An 18,188-nucleotide genomic window follows, 5' to 3' on the forward strand; every position below is an offset into this window, starting at 1 on the left:
AGGGCCCCACGTGACTCAGGTGACGGACACGGAGCTGGACGTCGGAGACGACGTCGTACTGCTGACGGTGCCGGCCGACGGCGGATACCTGGGCGTCCTCCGGACGGCCACCGCGGGCCTCGCCGCCCGCCTGCACTTCGCCCTCGACGAGATCGAGGATCTGCGCATCGCCGTCGACGAGGCGTGCGCCATGCTCCTGGCCATCGCCACTCGCAACGCCGAGCTGGAGTGCCGATTCGCGGTCACCGACGACGCCCTGACCGTCGAGGTCACCGTCGCCACGGTCCGCGGCGCCCGCCTGCCGTCGGAGTCGTCGTTCGCGTGGAAGGTCCTGACGGCCCTCACCACCTCCGCCGCCGCCGAGGCGAACGGCCGCCACGCCACGATCCGTCTCCTCACGAGGCGCACCGAGTTCTGATCCGCCGGCCGCGGGGCGACGAGTCCGGCTGTCGAGTCCGCGATCCGCTCGCGGCCCGGCGTTTCGCCGCTGACAGCCCATTCGCTGGTACGCCGTCGGCAGCCCTCCACCGCACCCCGGCCTCCCGTGGCAGTCCACGCGAGGCCCTGCCCGGCCCAGGCCCCAGCGCGACCGCCGGGCTGCTGCCCACTCCCGCGGCTCGCGGACGCTTGCGCCCCCGTACCACGAAGGGGTGAAACGGTGAGCACTCCGGACCGCAGGGGGATCGCGGCCGGAAGCCCGGGTTTACCGGACGGTCTGGGCGATGTAGTCGAGGTGAGCGGCGGCGGCCCGGGTCGCTCCCTCGGCGTTGCGGTCGGCGAGGCAGTCGATGATGGCGCGGTGGTCGGCGTCGATGCGCAGCCAGTAGCCGTCGGGCAGGCTGCCGATCACCTCCTCGCCGTAGGTGACCTGGTAGATGGGCTGGCCGACGAGTTCGAACAGCGGGTTGCCGGTGGCCTTGGCCATCGCCCGGTGAAACGCCGAGTGGGCCGCCAGCATGGTGTCGAAGTCGTCGATGTCCGGGTCGAAGAGCGTGCCGCGCAACTCGGTGAGGTGGGCGTCCTCGCGGCGCAGGGCGGCCAGGCCGGCGGCCGGGATCTCCAGTGCCCGGCGCAGCTCCAGCAGGTCGGCGAGGCCGATCGCGGCGGAGTGGGTGAGCAGGGCGAAGCCGGTGGAGAGGCCGTCGGCGAGCTGGCCGGCGTCGGGGTGGGCGACGAAGCTGCCGCCGGTGACGCCTCTGGTCGTGACGATGAGGTGCTGGCTGGCCAGCAGACGAAGGGCTTCCCGGACCGTGCTGCGGCTGACACCGATCTTGACGCACAGTTCGGGTTCGGGTGGCAGTCGCTCCCCCGGCTGCAGACGGCCGGAGGTGATCTCCGCTCGCAACTCGTCCGCGAGCTGCTGATAGGCGGGTGGTCGCACCGTTGAGCCGGTCACCCGTACAGGTTAGGCCCTGATCCGCTCGCGGAGACCCGCTAATCGACGCCCAACGCTCGGCTGCTGGGCGGAATCAGGATCAGGGCCGCGGTCACCCCGCCCAGGGCGAGTAGTCCGATACCGACCCAGAGTGTGCCGTACTGGATCAGGAAGCCACCCGTGGCGAGCGTGAAGAGCTGCACCACCACGGCCGGGCCGCGCGCCCGGACAGCGCGGCGGCCGAGAGCGCGGGCGACCGCGAAGACCGAGACCGCGGCGAGGGCGACCATGACGGTGAGCGACGCGGCGACCGAGACCAGGAAGTCGTCACGGGTCAGAATCAGCACGATGAGATAGGCCGTGAGAGCGGCCAATCCGGCGGCCTGCAGGTAGATCAGCCGCACTCCCCATTCGAGGGTGGGGACGCTGGTAGGCACGGGTTTCTCACCGGTCACTGGTGCACCATACCGACAGCCTTCCGGCGCTTGGTTGGGTACAGTGCCGCGCATGCGAGCGTTGCTGGTGGTCAACCCCCGGGCGACGACCACCAGTGAGCGCGGCCGGGACGTGCTGGTGCGGGCGTTGCGCAGCGCGGTGGACCTGACGGTGAGCTACACGCAGCGGCGCGGCCACGCCACCAAGCTGGCCCGCGACGCCGCGGAGAGCGGGGTCGACGTCGTCGTGACGCTCGGTGGCGACGGCACCGTGAACGAGGCGGTGAACGGCCTGCTCACCGCATCGACAGCGCTCTCCGGCCTGCCGGGCCCCACCGCGGACCGGCTGCCGTCGCTCGCCGTGGTGCCGGGCGGCTCCACGAACGTCTTCGCCCGCGCGCTCGGCATGCCCCGCGACTGGGCCGAGGGAACGAGCGTGATCCTGGACGGGATACGTGACGGCCGGACCCGGGTGATCGGCCTGGGCCGGGCCGACGACCGCTGGTTCACCTTCACCGCCGGCCTGGGCTGGGACGCCGCGACGATCCGGCGGGTGGAGCAGTCCCGGATGCACGGCCGCACGTCGACGCCGGGTCTCTACATGCGCGCCACGTTCGGCCAGTTCTTCGCCGGCCGGGACCGGAAGGATCCACCGCTCACTCTGGAGCGGCCGGGTGAGACGCCGGACACGGAGCTGAGCACGGTGATCGTGCAGAACACCGCGCCCTGGACGTACGTCGGTGACCGTCCTGTCCATTTGAATCCGGACGCCTCGTTCGATCTCGGGCTGGACGTGGTGGCCCTGCGGAAACTGACGATCGCCGGCGGCGCGCGGACGGTGACACAACTCGCGTGGCGGGCGCGTGATCCACGAGGTAAACAGGTGTTGCGCCTACATGACATCACCGAGTTCACCGTGGTGGCGTCCCGGCCCCAGGCATTCCAGCTGGACGGTGACTACCTAGGGGAACGGCAGAAGGTGCACTTCGTGTCCGTCCCCTCGGCTCTACGTGTGATCTGCTGACTCGGGGGTACGTGAACCGACACGTGCTCACGATCCGTTACAGAAACACGGGCAAAAGGTCTGCGAAGTGGCCGGGACCGTACTACATTGATGGGAGCGTTCGTCAACCGGCTCTGGCATGAGCGGCGGAACCGGACATATGGGTGCGTGAGTCAGCTCACCCGCCGGGAGAAACTTCCAGCGCTACCCTTGACATCGCGAGAGTTCGTGAAAGCATTCACAAGCGATAAGAAGTAACCGGTTGCCGCTTGTGCGCGTTCCTTATACGGAAGCACGGAAGAGCCACCAAACACAAAAGCTTGCTAACGCACCGGTGAGCGCACGGGCACAAGCCGTCGCGAACCACAGCGCTCGCATATAGGTAAACAGCACTGTTTTCATTACCCATCCGAAACAAGGAGTTTGCCGCCATGGACTGGCGTCACGATGCGATCTGCCGCGACGAGGACCCCGAGCTGTTCTTCCCGATCGGGACGTCCGGCCCGGCGCTCCTGCAGGTCGAGCAGGCCAAGGCCGTGTGCCGGCGGTGCCCGGTGACCGAGGGATGCCTCTCATGGGCTCTCGAGTCGGGTCAGGACGCCGGCGTTTGGGGCGGGATGAGCGAAGACGAACGGCGTGCCGTGAAGCGTCGCGGCGGCCTTCGGGTCGGCGTTCCCACCGCCTGAATCAATCCCCCACACAGCATTTGCGCCCCGGGCCGTACGGCACCGGGGCGTCTTGCTGTTTCGGGTAGCTCACACCGTGCTCCATTCCGCTGTGCGTAAATTCGATCACAGTACGTTTCGCGGACCACCGAAATGATCTCGAAATGCCGCCCGCAACGCTTTGCGTCGCCGCTCCGGCACACTCCGCAAGGGACGATCATCCGCAGATGCCAATGGGCACCCGATCGTCGCCTAGCGCAGAGTCACCGTCGCCCAGAGTCACCATGGCGACCGATATTGCCAGCCATCTCTCAGTAATGGCCTGACGGCCTTTCTCCGCTCCGGAAGACCGCCTACCCACCCTGGGGCAGGGCTGGACGACTCCGCCCTCGCACAGTGGACCTCGGGGCTTTCCCGCCACGGCGACGAAACGGCCCACAGCGATGAGAACGCCACAACGGCGAGAAGGATGCTTCAGGCCGCGGCGATGAGAGCCGCGGCGCCTCCGAGAACCGCTTCCACCCGCGCGGCCACCAGCCGGACGAGTTCCGGTCCCACGCCGAGCGGCTCGGCGACCGCGACGGCCCCCGCCTCTCGCGCCGCGGCCGCGGCGGTGTCGTAGAGCAGTCCCGGCGCCAGGAAGTAGGCGGCCACCCCGACCCGGCGTGCTCCGGCGTCACGCAGCCTCTGGACGGCCTCGCCCGCCCGGGGGCCGGGCCCGGAGGCGTAGCAGGCCGCCGACGGCAGCCCCAGCCGCCGGCCCAGGGCGGCGGCCGCGTCCGCGACGGTCTGCCGGGCGGCGTCGTCACGGGTGCCGGCGGCGGCCAGCACGACGGCGTCCAGGCCGGCCACGGGCAGCCGGCGGCACACCGCCGAGAGCAGCAGCGGGGAGGCGGGCCCGAGCACCTCGGCCGCGGTCACCCGGACGGGGAGCGTGGCCGCCTCGCGGATCACCGCGGGCAGGTCGACCCGGCCGTGGTACGCGGCGGTCAGGAGCAGCGGCACGAGAACGGCCCGGGTTTCGGGCAGGGACGCCAGCACGTCCAGCGGGCGGGGGCCGTCGTGGTCCAGGTACGACGCCCGAACCGTCCACTCCGGCCGAGCCCGGCGGACCGCCCGGGCCAGTGCCTCGGTCGACGCCGCGGCCCGGGGATCACGGCTGCCGTGGGCCACCAGGACCACGGCCGGCCGCTGACGGGAGGCTAGACGTGCAGACCGCATTCGGTCTTCTCGAACATCGCCCAGCGACCGGCGCGGGGGTCCTCGCCGGCTTTGGTCCGCCGGGTGCACGGCCAGCAGCCGATCGAGCCGTAGCCCTTCTTGAACAGCTCGTTGACCGGCACGTTCCACCGGCTGATGTAGGCGTTGACGTCGTCCTCGGTCCAGGCGGCGATCGGGTTGACCTTCACCTTGCCCTTCTTGGCGTCGAACGCGACGACCGGCGTGTTGGCGCGGGTCGGCGACTCGTCCCGGCGCAGGCCGGTGGCCCAGGAGTCGTACTCGGCGAGCGCCCGCTCCAGCGGTTCCACCTTGCGCAGGAAGCAGCACTCGTCGGGGCTGCGGGCGAACAGCCGGGGGCCGTACTCGCCGTCCTGCTGGCCGACGGTCAGGCGCGGGCGGACCGAGCGGACGTTCACGTTCATCGTGCGGACGACCGTGTCCCGGACCTTCAGCGTCTCCGGGAAGTGCAGGCCGGTGTCGAGGAAGACCACGTCCACGCCGGGCGAGACCCGGGAGAAGAGGTGGGCCACGACAGCGTCGGCCATCGAGCTGGTGACGCAGAAGCGCTCGCCGAAGGTGTCGGTCGCCCACTTGGCGATCTCCTCGGCGGGCGCGCCCTCGAGCGCTTCGGCGGCCGCGAGGGCGAGTGCCTTCAGCTCCTCCGGTTTGCGGCGCTCGGGGTCGGCGGTGACGGCGGGTGCGCCCAGGTTGATCAGGCCGATACCCGCGGCGTTGAGGAGACTCATGAAGAACTCACTCCCTTTTCGAACGCTTCTTCGGGTTTTGCCGTGAATGAGGCCGACAGCAGGCCGATGAACTTGACCGAGAACACACGGGCGCAGGAGCGGCACTCCCAGGCGCCGTGCGAGGCCTCGTTGGGACGGAGGTCCTCGTCGCCGCAGTACGGGCAGTACAGCGGGGCGGCTCTCTCACTCATTTCAGGAGCTCCTCGTCGGCCCGCAGCACCCAGGTGGCGAACGTCTCGCCGTCGGTGCGGCCGTCCAGGTAGTGCCGGGCGACGCGTTCCACGTACTCCGGAAGCTCTTCGGCGGTGGCCTTGAGACCGCGGACCTTGCGGCCGAAGCCGGCGGTCTCGCCCTTGGCCATGCCGAGAGCGCCGCCGAGGTGGATCTGGAAGCCCTCCACCTGCTCGCCGTGCGCGTTCATGACGAGCTGGCCCTTGAGGCCGATGTCGGCGACCTGAGTGCGGGCGCAGGCGTTCGGGCAGCCGTTGATGTGGATCGACAGGTCGGCGTCGAAGCCCTTGAGCCGGTCCTCGAGGCGGGCCACCAACTCCTCGCCGCGCGCCTTGGTCTCGACGATCGCGAGCTTGCAGTACTCGATGCCGGTGCACGCCATGGTGCCCCGGCGGAAGGCCGAGGGACGGGCTTCCAGCCCGATCGCCCGGAGGCCTTCGACGAGCGGTTCCACCTGGTCGTCGGCGACGTCCAAGACGAGGAGCTTCTGGTACGCCGTGAGCCGCACCCGGTCCGAGCCGTGCGCCTCGACCAGGTCGGCGAGTTTGGTCAGCTGCCCGCCCGAGGAGCGCCCGACGACGGGGGCCGCGCCGATGTAGTTGCGCCCGTCCCGCTGCTTGTGCACACCGATGTGGTCGATCGGCTTCTCCGGCAGCTCCGGTGCCGGGCCGTCGATCAGCGCGCGGCCCAGGTATTCCTTCTCCAGGACCTCACGGAACTTCTCGACACCCCAGTCGGCGAGCAGGAACTTGAGGCGGGCGCGGTGACGCAGGCGCCGGTAGCCGTAGTCCCGGAAGATCCCGACGACGCCCTCCCAGACGTCCGGGATCTCGGCCAGCGGCACCCAGACGCCGAGCCGCTCGGCCAGGCGCGGGTTGGTGGAGAGGCCGCCGCCGACCCAGAGGTCGAAGCCGGGCCCGTGGTCGGGGTGGTGCACGCCGACGAACGAGATGTCGTTGGCCTGGTACGGCCCGTCCGGCAGCCAGGAGATGACCGACTTGAACTTGCGGGGGAGGTTGGAGTAGCGCGGGTCGCCGACGTACCGCTTGACGATCTCGTCGATCGCCGGCGTCGCGTCGATCACCTCGTCGACCGACACCCCGGCGACCGGGCTGCCGAGAACGATGCGCGGGCAGTCGCCGCAGGCCTCGGTGGTCTGCAGGCCGACCGCCTCCAGCCGGCGCCAGATCTCCGGCATGTCCTCGACCCGGATCCAGTGCATCTGGATGTTCTGCCGGTCGGTGATGTCGGCCGAGTCGCGGGCGAACTCGGTCGCGATCCCGGCGATGACGCGCAGCTGGGCGAGGTTGAGGGCGCCGCCGTCGATGCGGACCCGGAGCATGAAGTACTCGTCCTCGAGCTCCTCGGGCTCCAGCACCGCGGTGCGGCCGCCGTCGATCCCGGCCTTCCGCTGGGTGTAGAGGCCCCACCAGCGGAACCGGCCGCGCAGGTCGGCGGGGTCGATCGAGGAGAAGCCGCCGTGCGCGTAGATGTTCTCGATCCGCGCTCGCACGTTGAGCGGGTTGTCGTCCTTCTTGCTGCGTTCGTTGGGGTTGAGCGGCTCGCGGTGTCCGAGCGCCCACTGACCCTCGCCGCGCGCCTTACGGGGGCGGGCGGCCGGCCTTGCAGCGGGAGTGTTGCTGGGCGCCATCTCGGCGTTCCTCCGGGTTTCGTGGGCGCGCTGTGCCGCTCACGGCCCGTTGGGAGGCTCGTGACATCTGTGTCAGGAGTTGGGCCCGGCGGTCGAGCGCCCGGAAATGGAAATCGGGCGTCGTCAGGAAGCCGGACACATGGCGCTGCGGACACGGCCGTAGTCGACGTGGCGGCGGGCCACGAAGCGGCGGTCAACTGCAGCGGTCATGTCGGCAAGCCTCTCACGCGCAGGCATTCTCGGCCAGCACGGTCCAGATTCCGGGAGTGTGCGGAGTAGCACAACGCCAACACCTTGTAACAGTTGCCCCCTAGGCTGTACCACCCACCCGCGTTGATCAGCGCTTTTCCAACGGGACCACCAGCACGGCCTCGGTGCCGTTGCCCGAGCGGTTGCGCAGTTCGATGCTGCCGCGCAGCTCCCCGGTGGCCAGCGCGCGGACGATCTGCAGCCCCAGCCGGTTGCTTCCCTCGAACTTGAAGCCCTCCGGCAGGCCCCGCCCGTTGTCCGCGACCGTGACGTGCAGCTGCTTGCGGAACCGGTGCGCCGAGACGACCACCTCCCCGGCGCCGTCGGCCGGCTCCGCCTCCTCCTCCAGTGCCGGGAAGCCGTGCTCGACCGCATTGATCAGCAACTCGTTCAGCACCATCACGAGCGAGGTGGCGATCTCGGCGGGCAGCACGCCGAAAGTGCCCTCCCGGCGGATCACCACCCGGTAACCGGTGGCGGCCACCTCGGTCGCGGCGGACGCGACCCGGTCCACGATGCCGTCGAACTCGACCGCCTCGTCGCTCGACATCGAGAGGGTCTCGTGCACCAGGGCGATCGAGGCGACCCGGCGGACCGACTCCTCCAGCGCCATCCGGGCCTCCGGGGCGTCCACCCGGCGGGCCTGCAGGCGCAGCAGCGCCGCCACGGTCTGCAGGTTGTTCTTCACCCGGTGGTGGATCTCCCGGATGGTGGCGTCCTTGGTCATCAGCGCCCGCTCCCGGCGGCGCACCTCGGTCACGTCCCGCACCAGGACCAGCGCGCCGATCGGCACGCCGGCCGGCAGCAACGGCAGCGCGCGGGTGAGCACGGTCGCCCCGCGCGCCTCCATCTCCATCCGCGCCGCGAACTCGCCCCGCAGCGAGGCCAGGATGCGCTCGGCCGCGTCGTTGCCCTCCAGCGGGTCGCCGGAGAGCCGGCTGGACAGTTTCGCCAGCTCCTCGCCGACCAGGTGAGCGTTGAACCCGAGCCGCCGGTACGCGGACTGGGCGTTCGGGCTCGCGTAGGTCACCTTGCCGGAGGCGTCCAGCCGGATCAGGCCGTCACCGACGCGCGGCGCCGAGGTGATCTCTCCCGGCAGGCGGGGCGGCGGGAACGTCCCGTCCGCCACCATCTGCGCCAGGTCGTCGGCCGTGGTGAGGTAGTTGAGTTCCAGCTGGCTGGGGGTGCGCGCGGTGCTCAGGTTGGTGTCGCGGCCGATCACCGCGATCACCTCGCTGAGCGCCTCCTCCAGGTCGGTGGCGTCGCGCAACCGGACCGGGATGGCCTCGTGGCGGGCGGGGGTGTCGCCGTACCAGACCGGGTCGCCCTCCCGCCAGATCCGCTCCTGCGTGATGGCGACGTCGAGGTGTGCCACCTCCGGCCCGCCGACGATCTTGCCGACCTGGTCGTCCTGGTACGCCGTGGGCGCCGTGGTCGGCCGCACCTGAGCCACGCAGAGGAACTCCCGCGGCTTCCTCGGTTCCCCCTTGATCGGCACCCAGAGCAGCAGGTCCGCGAAGGAGAGATCGGACAGCAGCTGCCAGTCACCGGCGATCCGGTGCAGATGGTCGATGTCGGCGGAGCTGAGATCGGTGTGTTCTTCGACGAGATCACGCAGGGTGGACACGGCCCAAGACTGCCAGACGCTTGTTTCTAAAGAGTCGTGGTGACCTTCTTGAGCCCGCGCGGCGCGTCCGGGTCCTCGCCCCGGGCCAGCGCCAGGGAGAGCGCCAGCTGCTGCAACGGCAGGATGTCGAGCAGCGGGGCGTACCGCTCGTCGACGGACGGGACGGCCAGCCGCGCCGAGGCGCCCTCGATGTCCGAGCCACCGATCGTCACCACGTCGGCACGGCGCTCGCCGAGCCGGGTCACCACGTCCCGCATCGAACGGCCGCCGGGGCCGTCGCCGACCACGGCGAGCACCGGCACGTCCGGGTCGGCCATCGCGAGCGGGCCGTGCAGCAGGTCGGCGCCGGAGAAGGCGAGCGCGGGCAGGTAGGAGGTCTCCATCAGCTTGAGCGCGGCCTCACGGGCGGTCGGGTAGGCGTACCCCCGGCCGGTCGTGACCAGGCTGGAGGCGAACCGGTAGCGCTGCGCCAGCTCCCCGGCGGACCGGTCGGCGAGCACGCCGGCGGCCAGCTCGGGCAGTTTCTCCAGCGCGGCCCGCTCGTCGGCGGGCAGCCGGCCGTCGCCGGCCCGGATGCCCTCGATCAGCATCAGCAGCGCGAGCAGCTCGGCGGTGTAGGTCTTGGTCGCCGCCACGGCCCGCTCGTGCCCGGCCACCACGTCGACGGAGAGCTCGGCGGCCTCGGCCAAAGGTGAGTCGGGGTTGTTGGTGAGCGCCAGGGTCAGCGCGCCGGTCTCCCGGGCCACGCTGAGCACGCCGCTGAGGTCGGCCGATCCGCCGCTCTGGCTGACGCCGACGACGAGCGTGCCGGTCAGGTCGGGGCGGGCGCCGTAGAGCGTGATCGCGCTCGGGGAGGCGCTGGCCACCGGCAGGCCCAGCCGGATCTCGGCCAGGTACGCCCCGTAGAGCGCCGCGTGGTCGGACGTGCCCCGGCCGACGAAAAGGACACTGCGCGGCGCCCGGCGGGCCACCTCGGCGGCCACCTCGGCGATCGCCCCGGACGGCCCGGCCTCCAGCAGCCGTGCGAAACCGGCTGGTTGTTCCGCGATGTCCTCCGACATCCCCAGGCCTCGCTGTGTCACGTGATCCTCCCCTTCCGCGCGATCCATGCGCAATCTGTGCGCAGTCTTGCAAGAAGAAGCTTAGTTAGTCAATTTTTCGTGCACGAATGAGCAAACGTGAGGACTGACAATCGACCGCACTTCCCCTAGGGTCTTCACTCGTGGATTCCCGCCCTTCGGCCCGCCGTGACCTCGCACGCGCCCGCGCCGCTCTGGAGGCCGGCGAGACCGTGCCCGCCGCCGGGCATCTCGCCGCCGCGCTGACCCACGCCCCCACCCTGCCCGAGACTCACGAGCTGCTCAGCCGCTTGGCGGCACAACCCGGTGGCGGGCTCGGCCTCTTCGTCGTGGAGCCGCACGCGCCGGCCGGCCGGCTCGCCGCTCGTGCCCACCTGCTGGCCGCCGCCGGCCGCCCCGAGGAGGGCCTGCCGCTGCTGGCCGCCGCCAGCGGAAACCTCCCGGCCCTCGACTGGGCCGGGGTGCCCTGGGTCACGGACCCCGCGCTCGGCGCCCGGGTCGAGCCGGGGCACGTGGCCCGGACCGTGATGCGGCTCTGCACGGCGGTCGGCGACCCGGCGCCGGCGGAGACCGTGACCCCGCTACGCCCCTACCTGACCGTGGTCCGCCACGCCGTCGCCGCGCACGGCGAGCACGCGATGCTGCTCGGCGCCGGCTCGGCGCTGGCGCGCCGGCTCGGCGAGGTCCGCCTCGCCGTCGAGTGGGCCGGGCGCGGCGCGCGGGCCCAGCCGTCCAAGCTGGGAGAGATCTGGCTGGGGTATGCGTTCCGCAGCGCCGGCCGGATGCCCGAGGCCCTCGCCGCCCTCCGCCGGGCGGTCGCCTACGACCCCGACGACCTCTCGGTCTACGCCGACGTCGCGGCCACCCTCGCCGATCTGGGCCGCCTCGACGAGGCGCTGCGCTGGACCGAGCTGGCCCTGGAGCGCGACCCCGGCTTCGACTGCGTGGTGCACACGGCCCACCGGCTGCGTTACCGCGCCGACGGCGACGTCGCCCACCTGGTCGGCCTGGCCGACTTCATCCGGGGCAACCCCGACGACGCGCACGAGCACTCCGACCTGGAGGAGTGCTGCCGCAACACGCCGTGGCTCGGTGGCCTCCCGCCCGGGCCTCCGCTGCCCGCCGGCCGCGCCCCGGTCCACGCCGAACCGTCGGCGGACGCGCTGCGCCGGCTCCAGCGGGTCGCGGGCCCGACCTGGCCGCACCCGCCCGGCGCCTATGACCGGGCACTCGGCCTGGTCCTGGTCGAGCCGTGGGAGCTGCTGGCCCTGCTCGCCCACCCGGAGACGGTCCGCGCCGACCAGCAGAACGGTCTGGAGGTCTGGGCCTGCCTCGGACTGCTGCACCACGGGACGGAGGAGCCCTGGCTGGAGTCGAGCCGCCGGCGGCTGCTGCTCGGGCTGCTCGACGGTGACGTCGACCGGGTGACGCAGGCGGCGCTGTTCGCCCTAGTCGCCTATGCCTGGGTGGACCCGGAGGCTCGGGCCGACATCGCCCCGGTGGTCGCCGGGCGCCTCACCGAGACCGCTTCCGGTCCGGCCGCCCGCGCGGTCGCCGAGCTGGCTCTCACCGCGCCCGCGCTGGACCGGCCGACCCGGGAACTGGCCGCCGCCACGATCCGGGTGCCGGCCGTCCCCCGTCAGCGCGGCAGAGCCGCCTGGCTCCGCTTCGCTTCGCGGCGGCCGCCGTACCACCGATGAGGGGCAGGCGGTGCTCCGCCCGCCGGCTCATCGACGGTGATCGCGAGAAAACGTCGATCCCGCGCCGGCGCGGGATCAGGAGGGTCAGCCCTCGATGACCGCGATGAGGTCGCCCTCCTGGACGACGTCACCCTCGTTGACGGCCAGCTGAGCGACCGTCCCGTCGGTCTCGGCGAGGACCGGGATCTCCATCTTCATCGACTCGAGGATCACCAGAGTGTCCCCCTCAGCGACGGTGGCGCCCGGCGCCGTCACGACTTTCCACACGTTGGCCACCATCTCGGCCCGGATCTCGTCCGCCATGGGTCCAACCCCCTCCCTCAACAACCTGCCCGGTGAACGTCATCAAATCACGGATCGGACGCGGGCGAGTCCCGCCCGGCCCGACGCGCCCATTACGATCGGCAGCGAGTTCACGCACCACGAACAGGAGTGCCGGCATGGCGAAGAAGTCCCGCAAGAAGAAGGCCCGTAAGAAGAGCGCCGCCAACCACGGCAAGCGCCCCAACAGCTGAAAACGAAAAGGCCCGGCATCCGCCGGGCCTTTTGGCTCTCAGGGAAGGAACTCCCTGGTCTCGGCTTGGATCTCGAGCTGGCCCAGTTTGTGGCGCAGCCGGTCACGCAGCTCAGCCGGGGCTCGCTCGTCGCCGCAGCAGCGGCCCACCAGCGCCTTCACGTCGTGCTCGATGCCGAATTCCCGCAGGCAGCCGGAGCACTCGTCCAGGTGTTTCTGGATCAGCATGCGCCGGTCCTCGGAGCACTCCAGATCGAGGTAGAGGTACACCTCGCTGAGGACGATGCTGCAATCGGTGTCGTGCTCGTTCTCGTCGTGGCCCATCGACCTCACGCCCCCTGCGGTTCGGAGGTCGCGGTCCGCGTGATGCCCCGGTCAGCCGCGTACTGCTCCAGGAGCTTGCGCAGGTTGCGCCGGCCCCGATGCAGCCGGGACATGACCGTGCCGATCGGCGTGCCCATGATGTCGGCGATCTCCTTGTACGAGAAACCCTCGACATCGGCGAGGTAGACGGCGAGCCGGAAGTCTTCCGGCAGGGACTGGAGCGCTTCCTTGATGTCGCTGTCGGGCAGCCGGTCCAGCGCCTCGGTCTCGGCCGATCGCAGACCCTGCGACGTGTGCGACTCGCTCGACGCCAGCTGCCAGTCGGTGATCTCCTCGGTCGGCGACTGCAGCGGCTGCCGCTGCTTGCGCCGGTACGAGTTGATGTATGTGTTCGTGAGGATCCGGTAGAGCCAGGCCTTGAGGTTCGTCCCCTGCTCGAACTGGTGGAACGCGGAGAACGCCTTGAGGAATGTCTCCTGCACCAGGTCTTCGGCATCGGCCGGATTGCGGGTCATCCGCAGGCCGGCGGCATACAACTGGTCGACGAACGGCAATGCCTCACGCTCGAAGCGCTCCCGGCGCTCCTCGGTCCGTTCCTTCTGGGCCACCCTGGAATCTCCCCTCGACCGCCCCGCCGAGGATACGGGTAGTGCCCCTGTAACGCCTTCGAAAACCGCGGGTGTGCTCACGCTCACCGACGGCAGCGGCTGTGACGTCTGAGCCGCGGGCCATTCGGGGGAACCCAGAAGGCTCCGCACCCGGTTCGCCTCACGGCCGTCACGCTCGACGCTTCCGACACCGGCACGCACTTGAGAACCCCTTCCGCCGATGAGTGTCCAGCTGGATAACACCCTCGACGGCGTCGCACATTCCCTCGGCCGTTCACCGCGCCCACGAATGGCGACGGAGCCATGCGACGGCGGCCTCGGCGGTCCCGGGAAGATCCTTTCGCAGATCGTGCACCGCTCCCGGCCGCACCACCACCTCGACCGCGCCGCCGGCCCCGGGCACCCCGAACGGGTCACGGTCGCCGTTGATGACCAGCGTGGGCACCGTGGCGGGCAGCTCGGCGGCCCGGCTCTTCTCCGGCTTCCCGGGCGGATGCAGCGGGAAGGCCAGGGCGAGGACACCCGCGGCGCCCAGCGTGGCCGCGGTCCGGCAGGCGACCCGCGCCCCGCTGGACCGGCCGCCGACGATCAGGGGCGTTCCGGGTACGCGTAGCGCACCCACCACCGCGGTCCAGGCCTCGTCGAGGTGCCCGGCGGGAGCGGGCGCGCGCCGGCCGGCCACCCGGTACGGCTGGGTGACCAGGGCGACCCGCACGCCGGCCGCCACCGCCGCGTCGCGCACCGCCACCAGGTCCGGCGCGTCGACCCCGCCCCCGGCGCCGTGGCCGAGGACGAGCAGGCCGAGCACCGGGCCGGGTGGATCGGTGACGGACGCGGCGGCGGGGCCGCGCGGGGTGTCGAGGACGATCGCGGAGCTGGTCACGCGCTCCGTTGTATCAGCGGCTGACCGGTGTGAGTGTCAGTAGACGACGATCTTCGTCGTCCGGTGAGTCCTCGACCTCGTCACCGTTCGCCTGTATCCGCTCCCGCCAGGCGACCAGCATGGCCCGGCGCTCCCGTGGGGTGGTGCCACCCCAGACCCCGTGGCAGTCGCCGACCTGCAGCGCCCAGGCCAGACACGGCCCTTGCACGTCACAGGTGCCGCAGAGTGCGACGGCTCCGCCCGATGGTTCGTTGGGCGCGGGAAAGAACGTCTCCGGATCAACGGTCCGGCAGGCGCCCCGCGTGCGCCACGCCTCATCGGTACACCGTTGCGCGATCGCCTCGAGCAGTCGCGGGTCGCGTCGCGCGATAGCAACCTCGTGCGGACGCGGCATGCGTGCTCGTGTCATCAGCCCACCTCCCCCGTGGGACCGGAACTGCATGTGGCGGCCGGGCCGCACCTTACGGTCCAGCACCACTCCGGCGCTGGTTTGTATCGCAAGGTACAAGATCAGAACAAGGGGGTGGTCTATCTCTAAACAAAATTGTCGGTGGAGAATGGGCGCATATCCCGACAAATACCTTCGTTGATCTTCGAGAGTTCAAAAAAGCGTAATCTCCGGCACCGGCTCGATCAGCTCGGGTCCGTTGTTGCGCACGTTGCCGACGGCGGCGCCGACCGGGCGCACCTCGATGGCCTCCAGATCGCGCTCGGAGAGCGGGCGCAGCAACCGCTCCGGCTCGCCGCCACCGGCCAGCCAGTCCTCCCAGCGGTCCGCCGGCAGGATCAGCGGCATCCGGTCGTGCACCTTCCGCAGACCGCCGAGCGCCGCTGTGGTGATCACGCTGCAGGTGAGCACCGACTCCGGGCCCCACGCCGACCAGAGACCGGCGAAGGCCAGCGGCGACCCGTCCGCCGGGGTCATGTAGAACGCCTGCTTCCGCTTGCCGTCGCGGACCCACTCGAACCAGCCGTCGGCCGGGACCAGGCAGCGGCGCTTGGCGAACGACGGCGCGAACGACCGCAGTTCGGTGACCGTCTCGGCTCTCGCGTTGATCATGCGGGCGCCGGCCTTCAGATCCTTCGCCCAGTGCGGGACCAGGCCCCAGCGGGCGGTGTCCAGCACCCGGCCCTCGTGCTCGGAGGACATCCGGACCAGCGGGACCGGGTCGGTGGGCGCCACGTTCCAGCTGACGCGCAGCGGCTCGGCGACGTCCACGGCCTCGAACAGCTTGCTGAGATCGGCGTTGCTCCGGGTGGTGGCGTATCGGCCGCACATGGACAGCACGGTACGCCGCCGTCGAACACCCGTCCGCCCCGCGACACCCTCCCGGCCGACTCCGGGCGCTGTGTCGCGGCGGCTGACGCGGCGCCCCGGGATCGCCGGAGGCGCACGGGTGGGGGACAGCGCGCCGAAATGTCCCGGAAGGCGGGAACGCGGGCCGGAACTGTCGGCGGGCGACGGCAGAATGGCTCCGTGACTGCAGAACCCCGACCCTGGCTCGCCCCGTCCGCCACCGGCCCGGTCTCGGCGACCGTGCGGCTGCCCGGCTCGAAATCGATGACCGCCCGCGCCCTGATCCTGGCCGCCCTCGCCGACGGGCCCTCGGTCATCGAGGCCCCGCTGCGGGCCCGTGACACCGTGCTGATGGCCGACGGCCTGCGCGCACTCGGTGTCGAGGTGGACACCACCGACGGCGACCGGTGGATCGTGACGCCCGGCCCGCTGCGCGGCCCGGCCCGGGTCGACGTCGGCCTGGCCGGCACGATCATGCGGTTCCTGCCACCGGCCGCCGCTCTCGCCGAGGGCGTGGTCGAGTTCGACGGCGATCCGCACGCCCGCAACCGGCCGCTGCGCCCGATCATCGAGGCGCTGCGCTCGCTCGGCGCGACGATCGAGGCCTCCCCCACCGGCGGGCTGCCGCTCACCGTGCACGGCTCCGGCCCGATCCCCGGCGGCGAGACGGTCATCGACGCCTCCGAGTCCAGCCAGTTCGTCTCCGGGCTGCTGCTCTCCGCCCCGCGCTTCGCCAAGGGCCTCACCCTGCGGCACGAGGGCCCGCCGGTGCCGTCCGCCCCGCACCTGCGCATGACCACGCACATGCTGCGCGCCGCGGGCGCCGTGGTGGACGACAGCGTGCCGGACGTGTGGGCGGTCGAGCCCGGGGTGCTGCGCGGGCGCACGTGGACCATCGAGCCGGACCTGTCCGGGGCGGCGCCGTTCTTCGCGGCGGCCATGGTCACCGGCGGCACGGTCACCCTGGCCGGCTGGCCGGCCGACAGCTGGCAGCCGGTGGCGCAGCTCAGCGAGATCCTCACCGCGCTGGGCGCCGAGGTCACCCGGTCGGAGCAGGGCCTGACCGTGCGCGGCGCCGGCGCGCTGCGCGGCATCACCGCCGACCTGTCCGAGGTCAGTGAGCTGACGCCGGTGGTGTCGGCGCTGGCCGCGCTCGCCGAGGGCCCGTCCGAGCTGCGCGGGGTGGCGCACATCCGGGGGCACGAGACCGACCGGATCACCGCGCTCGCCACCGAGCTGGGCAAGGCCGGCGCCGAGGTGACCGAGTTCCCCGACGGTCTGCGCATCGTGCCGGGGGCGCTGCACGGCACCACTTTCGAGACCTACGCCGACCACCGGATGGCACACGCGGCCGCGGTTGTCGGACTCACCGTGCCGGGCGTCAACCTCGCCGACGTAAGTTGTACGTCGAAGACGTTGCCCGAGTTCCCGGAACTCTGGGCGGGACTCGTGGCGAGGAGCTAGATCTGCCAGCGCGCAAACGGGAGTACGACGAGGACGACGTCCGGATCCGTCCGGGTAGAGCGTCACGGCCGCGTACCCGAACCCGCCCTAAACACGACGACGCCGTCGACGCCCTGGTCATCGCCGTGGACCGGGGCCGGTACGGCTGCGTCCGCGAGGACGGCAGCGGCGATGACGTGATCACCGCGATGCGGGCCCGCGAGCTGGGCCGCAAGTCGGTGGTGGTCGGCGACCGGGTGGCCCTGGCCGGCGACTCGTCCGGAGCGGCGGGCACGCTGGCCCGGATCGTCCGGATCAGTGAGCGCACGTCGGTGCTGCGCCGAACGGCGGACGACGACGACACCACTCCCGAGGGCCGTCTGGAGCGGGTGGTGGTGGCGAACGCCGACCAGCTGGTCATCGTGAGCGCGCTCGCCGACCCGCCGCCGCGGACCGGGTTCATCGACCGGTGCCTGGTGGCGGCGTACGACGCGGGCATCGAGCCGCTGCTGTGCCTGACCAAGGCCGACCTGGCCGGCCCGGAACAGGTGCTCGGCTATTACGCCGAACTGGACCTGCCGCACGTGCTGGTCCGCCCGGGCAGCGACCTGGACGAGTTGCGCGCCCGGCTGGCCGGCCGCATCTCGGTGATGGTCGGGCACTCCGGAGTGGGCAAGTCGACGCTGGTCAACCGTCTGGTGCCGGCCGCTCTGCGGGCGGTCGGCGTGGTCAGCGCGATCGGCAAGGGCCGGCACACCTCGACCAGCGCGGTGGCGTTGCGGCTGCCGGTCGTCGGCAAGTCCCGGAAGGATCCGGGCTGGATCATCGACACTCCCGGCATCCGGAGCTTCGGGCTGGCGCACGTGAGCGCGGACAGTCTGCTGCACGGGTTCCCCGACCTGGTCGAGGGCACGCTGGAGGATCAGCCGAACTGCGGGCACGCCGCCGGCGACTCCGAGTGCCGGCTGGACGCGTGGGTGGCGGAGGGGAAGGCCGACGAGCGCCGTCTGGCGTCGTACCGCCGGCTGTTGTCCTCCCGCTCCGGTGAGGGTGACTGGCGGGATCAGGTCGCCGAAGATATCTGATCTTGGAAAGCGGTAAACCCGGCGCGACCGCGCCGGGTTGATGGACTAACTTT

The 18,188-nt window shown here is 71.4% G+C and carries 21 protein-coding genes; 7 read left to right on the forward strand and 14 right to left on the reverse strand.

Going from position 1 to position 18,188, the window contains the following annotated elements; all coding sequences use genetic code 11:
* Positions 1 to 19: 19 nt before the first annotated feature.
* A complete protein-coding gene (locus QLQ12_RS04620) occupies positions 20 to 418 on the forward strand; it encodes an ATP-binding protein (RefSeq protein WP_407651410.1) in 399 nt (132 codons plus the stop codon).
* A gap of 285 nt (positions 419 to 703) precedes the next feature.
* On the opposite strand, the gene QLQ12_RS04625 is transcribed toward QLQ12_RS04620, so the two are convergent.
* Complete coding sequence (locus QLQ12_RS04625; protein ID WP_282757291.1) at positions 704 to 1,396, reverse strand: FadR/GntR family transcriptional regulator; 693 nt, start codon at positions 1,394 to 1,396, stop codon at positions 704 to 706.
* Positions 1,397 to 1,434: 38 nt separating this feature from the next.
* Positions 1,435 to 1,830 (reverse strand): hypothetical protein, encoded by a 396-nt coding sequence (locus QLQ12_RS04630; protein ID WP_282757292.1) that lies wholly within the window; start codon positions 1,828 to 1,830, stop codon positions 1,435 to 1,437.
* A gap of 52 nt (positions 1,831 to 1,882) precedes the next feature.
* Here QLQ12_RS04630 and QLQ12_RS04635 point away from each other — a divergent pair, with 52 nt between their 5' ends.
* Positions 1,883 to 2,833 (forward strand): diacylglycerol/lipid kinase family protein, encoded by a 951-nt coding sequence (locus tag QLQ12_RS04635; RefSeq protein ID WP_282757293.1) that lies wholly within the window; start codon positions 1,883 to 1,885, stop codon positions 2,831 to 2,833.
* A 410-nt stretch (positions 2,834 to 3,243) separates the two neighbouring features.
* Entirely contained in the window at positions 3,244 to 3,498 is a 255-nt protein-coding gene (locus tag QLQ12_RS04640; protein WP_282757295.1) for a WhiB family transcriptional regulator, read from the forward strand.
* Positions 3,499 to 3,951: 453 nt separating this feature from the next.
* Here QLQ12_RS04640 and QLQ12_RS04645 read toward each other — a convergent pair whose 3' ends face one another.
* The 6 genes from QLQ12_RS04645 to QLQ12_RS04670 form a co-directional block, all read right to left on the reverse strand.
* Positions 3,952 to 4,698 carry a sirohydrochlorin chelatase gene (locus QLQ12_RS04645; RefSeq protein ID WP_282757296.1) on the reverse strand — a complete coding sequence of 249 codons (747 nt, stop codon included), beginning with the start codon at positions 4,696 to 4,698 and terminating at the stop codon, positions 3,952 to 3,954.
* Positions 4,680 to 5,444, reverse strand: a complete 765-nt coding sequence (locus tag QLQ12_RS04650; RefSeq protein WP_282757297.1) for a phosphoadenylyl-sulfate reductase — start codon at positions 5,442 to 5,444, stop codon at positions 4,680 to 4,682. Before QLQ12_RS04650 ends, QLQ12_RS04645 begins: the two co-directional genes overlap by 19 nt.
* Positions 5,441 to 5,635 carry a hypothetical protein gene (locus QLQ12_RS04655; protein WP_282757358.1) on the reverse strand — a complete coding sequence of 65 codons (195 nt, stop codon included), beginning with the start codon at positions 5,633 to 5,635 and terminating at the stop codon, positions 5,441 to 5,443. The genes QLQ12_RS04650 and QLQ12_RS04655 overlap by 4 nt, the downstream gene beginning before the upstream one ends.
* A complete protein-coding gene (locus QLQ12_RS04660) occupies positions 5,632 to 7,326 on the reverse strand; it encodes a nitrite/sulfite reductase (RefSeq protein WP_282757298.1) in 1,695 nt (564 codons plus the stop codon). The genes QLQ12_RS04655 and QLQ12_RS04660 overlap by 4 nt, the downstream gene beginning before the upstream one ends.
* Before the next feature lie 337 nt (positions 7,327 to 7,663).
* Positions 7,664 to 9,202: a sensor histidine kinase gene (locus tag QLQ12_RS04665; RefSeq protein WP_282757299.1), complete on the reverse strand. Its 1,539-nt coding sequence runs from the start codon at positions 9,200 to 9,202 to the stop codon at positions 7,664 to 7,666.
* Positions 9,203 to 9,228: 26 nt separating this feature from the next.
* Complete coding sequence (locus QLQ12_RS04670) at positions 9,229 to 10,263, reverse strand: SIS domain-containing protein (protein ID WP_282757355.1); 1,035 nt, start codon at positions 10,261 to 10,263, stop codon at positions 9,229 to 9,231.
* A 161-nt stretch (positions 10,264 to 10,424) separates the two neighbouring features.
* On the opposite strand from QLQ12_RS04670, the gene QLQ12_RS04675 reads away from it, so the two are divergent.
* On the forward strand, positions 10,425 to 11,981 hold the full coding sequence (locus tag QLQ12_RS04675) for a tetratricopeptide repeat protein (RefSeq protein ID WP_282757300.1): 1,557 nt from the start codon (positions 10,425 to 10,427) through the stop codon (positions 11,979 to 11,981).
* 84 nt (positions 11,982 to 12,065) lie between these two features.
* Here the strand turns inward: QLQ12_RS04675 and QLQ12_RS04680 are convergent, their stop codons facing one another.
* A complete protein-coding gene (locus QLQ12_RS04680) occupies positions 12,066 to 12,284 on the reverse strand; it encodes a biotin/lipoyl-binding carrier protein (protein WP_282757302.1) in 219 nt (72 codons plus the stop codon).
* A 137-nt stretch (positions 12,285 to 12,421) separates the two neighbouring features.
* Here QLQ12_RS04680 and QLQ12_RS47000 point away from each other — a divergent pair, with 137 nt between their 5' ends.
* A complete protein-coding gene (locus QLQ12_RS47000) occupies positions 12,422 to 12,496 on the forward strand; it encodes a 50S ribosomal protein bL37 (RefSeq protein ID WP_369814844.1) in 75 nt (24 codons plus the stop codon).
* Positions 12,497 to 12,534: 38 nt separating this feature from the next.
* Here QLQ12_RS47000 and rsrA read toward each other — a convergent pair whose 3' ends face one another.
* The 5 genes from rsrA to QLQ12_RS04705 all read right to left on the reverse strand — a co-directional run bounded on the left by rsrA (position 12,535) and on the right by QLQ12_RS04705 (position 15,589).
* Positions 12,535 to 12,819 (reverse strand): mycothiol system anti-sigma-R factor, encoded by a 285-nt coding sequence (gene rsrA / locus QLQ12_RS04685; RefSeq protein ID WP_282757304.1) that lies wholly within the window; start codon positions 12,817 to 12,819, stop codon positions 12,535 to 12,537.
* A gap of 5 nt (positions 12,820 to 12,824) precedes the next feature.
* On the reverse strand, positions 12,825 to 13,628 hold the full coding sequence (locus QLQ12_RS04690; RefSeq protein ID WP_282757306.1) for a sigma-70 family RNA polymerase sigma factor: 804 nt from the start codon (positions 13,626 to 13,628) through the stop codon (positions 12,825 to 12,827).
* Positions 13,629 to 13,701: 73 nt separating this feature from the next.
* On the reverse strand, positions 13,702 to 14,310 hold the full coding sequence (locus QLQ12_RS04695; protein ID WP_282757307.1) for an alpha/beta hydrolase family protein: 609 nt from the start codon (positions 14,308 to 14,310) through the stop codon (positions 13,702 to 13,704).
* Between the two features lie 13 nt (positions 14,311 to 14,323).
* Positions 14,324 to 14,719 (reverse strand): WhiB family transcriptional regulator, encoded by a 396-nt coding sequence (locus tag QLQ12_RS04700; RefSeq protein WP_282757308.1) that lies wholly within the window; start codon positions 14,717 to 14,719, stop codon positions 14,324 to 14,326.
* A 192-nt stretch (positions 14,720 to 14,911) separates the two neighbouring features.
* Positions 14,912 to 15,589 carry an SOS response-associated peptidase gene (locus QLQ12_RS04705; RefSeq protein WP_282757309.1) on the reverse strand — a complete coding sequence of 226 codons (678 nt, stop codon included), beginning with the start codon at positions 15,587 to 15,589 and terminating at the stop codon, positions 14,912 to 14,914.
* Between the two features lie 138 nt (positions 15,590 to 15,727).
* Between QLQ12_RS04705 and aroA the strand changes: the two genes are divergently transcribed.
* Complete coding sequence (gene aroA, locus QLQ12_RS04710; RefSeq protein WP_282757310.1) at positions 15,728 to 17,071, forward strand: 3-phosphoshikimate 1-carboxyvinyltransferase; 1,344 nt, start codon at positions 15,728 to 15,730, stop codon at positions 17,069 to 17,071.
* Positions 17,072 to 17,073: 2 nt separating this feature from the next.
* The gene (gene rsgA, locus QLQ12_RS04715) at positions 17,074 to 18,135 is read left to right on the forward strand and encodes a ribosome small subunit-dependent GTPase A (RefSeq protein WP_282757356.1); all 1,062 of its coding nucleotides are present in this window, start codon (positions 17,074 to 17,076) and stop codon (positions 18,133 to 18,135) included.
* Positions 18,136 to 18,188: the final 53 nt, after the last annotated feature.

It is taken from the genome of Actinoplanes sandaracinus, assembly GCF_030009775.1.
GTDB lineage: Bacteria > Actinomycetota > Actinomycetes > Mycobacteriales > Micromonosporaceae > Actinoplanes > Actinoplanes sandaracinus.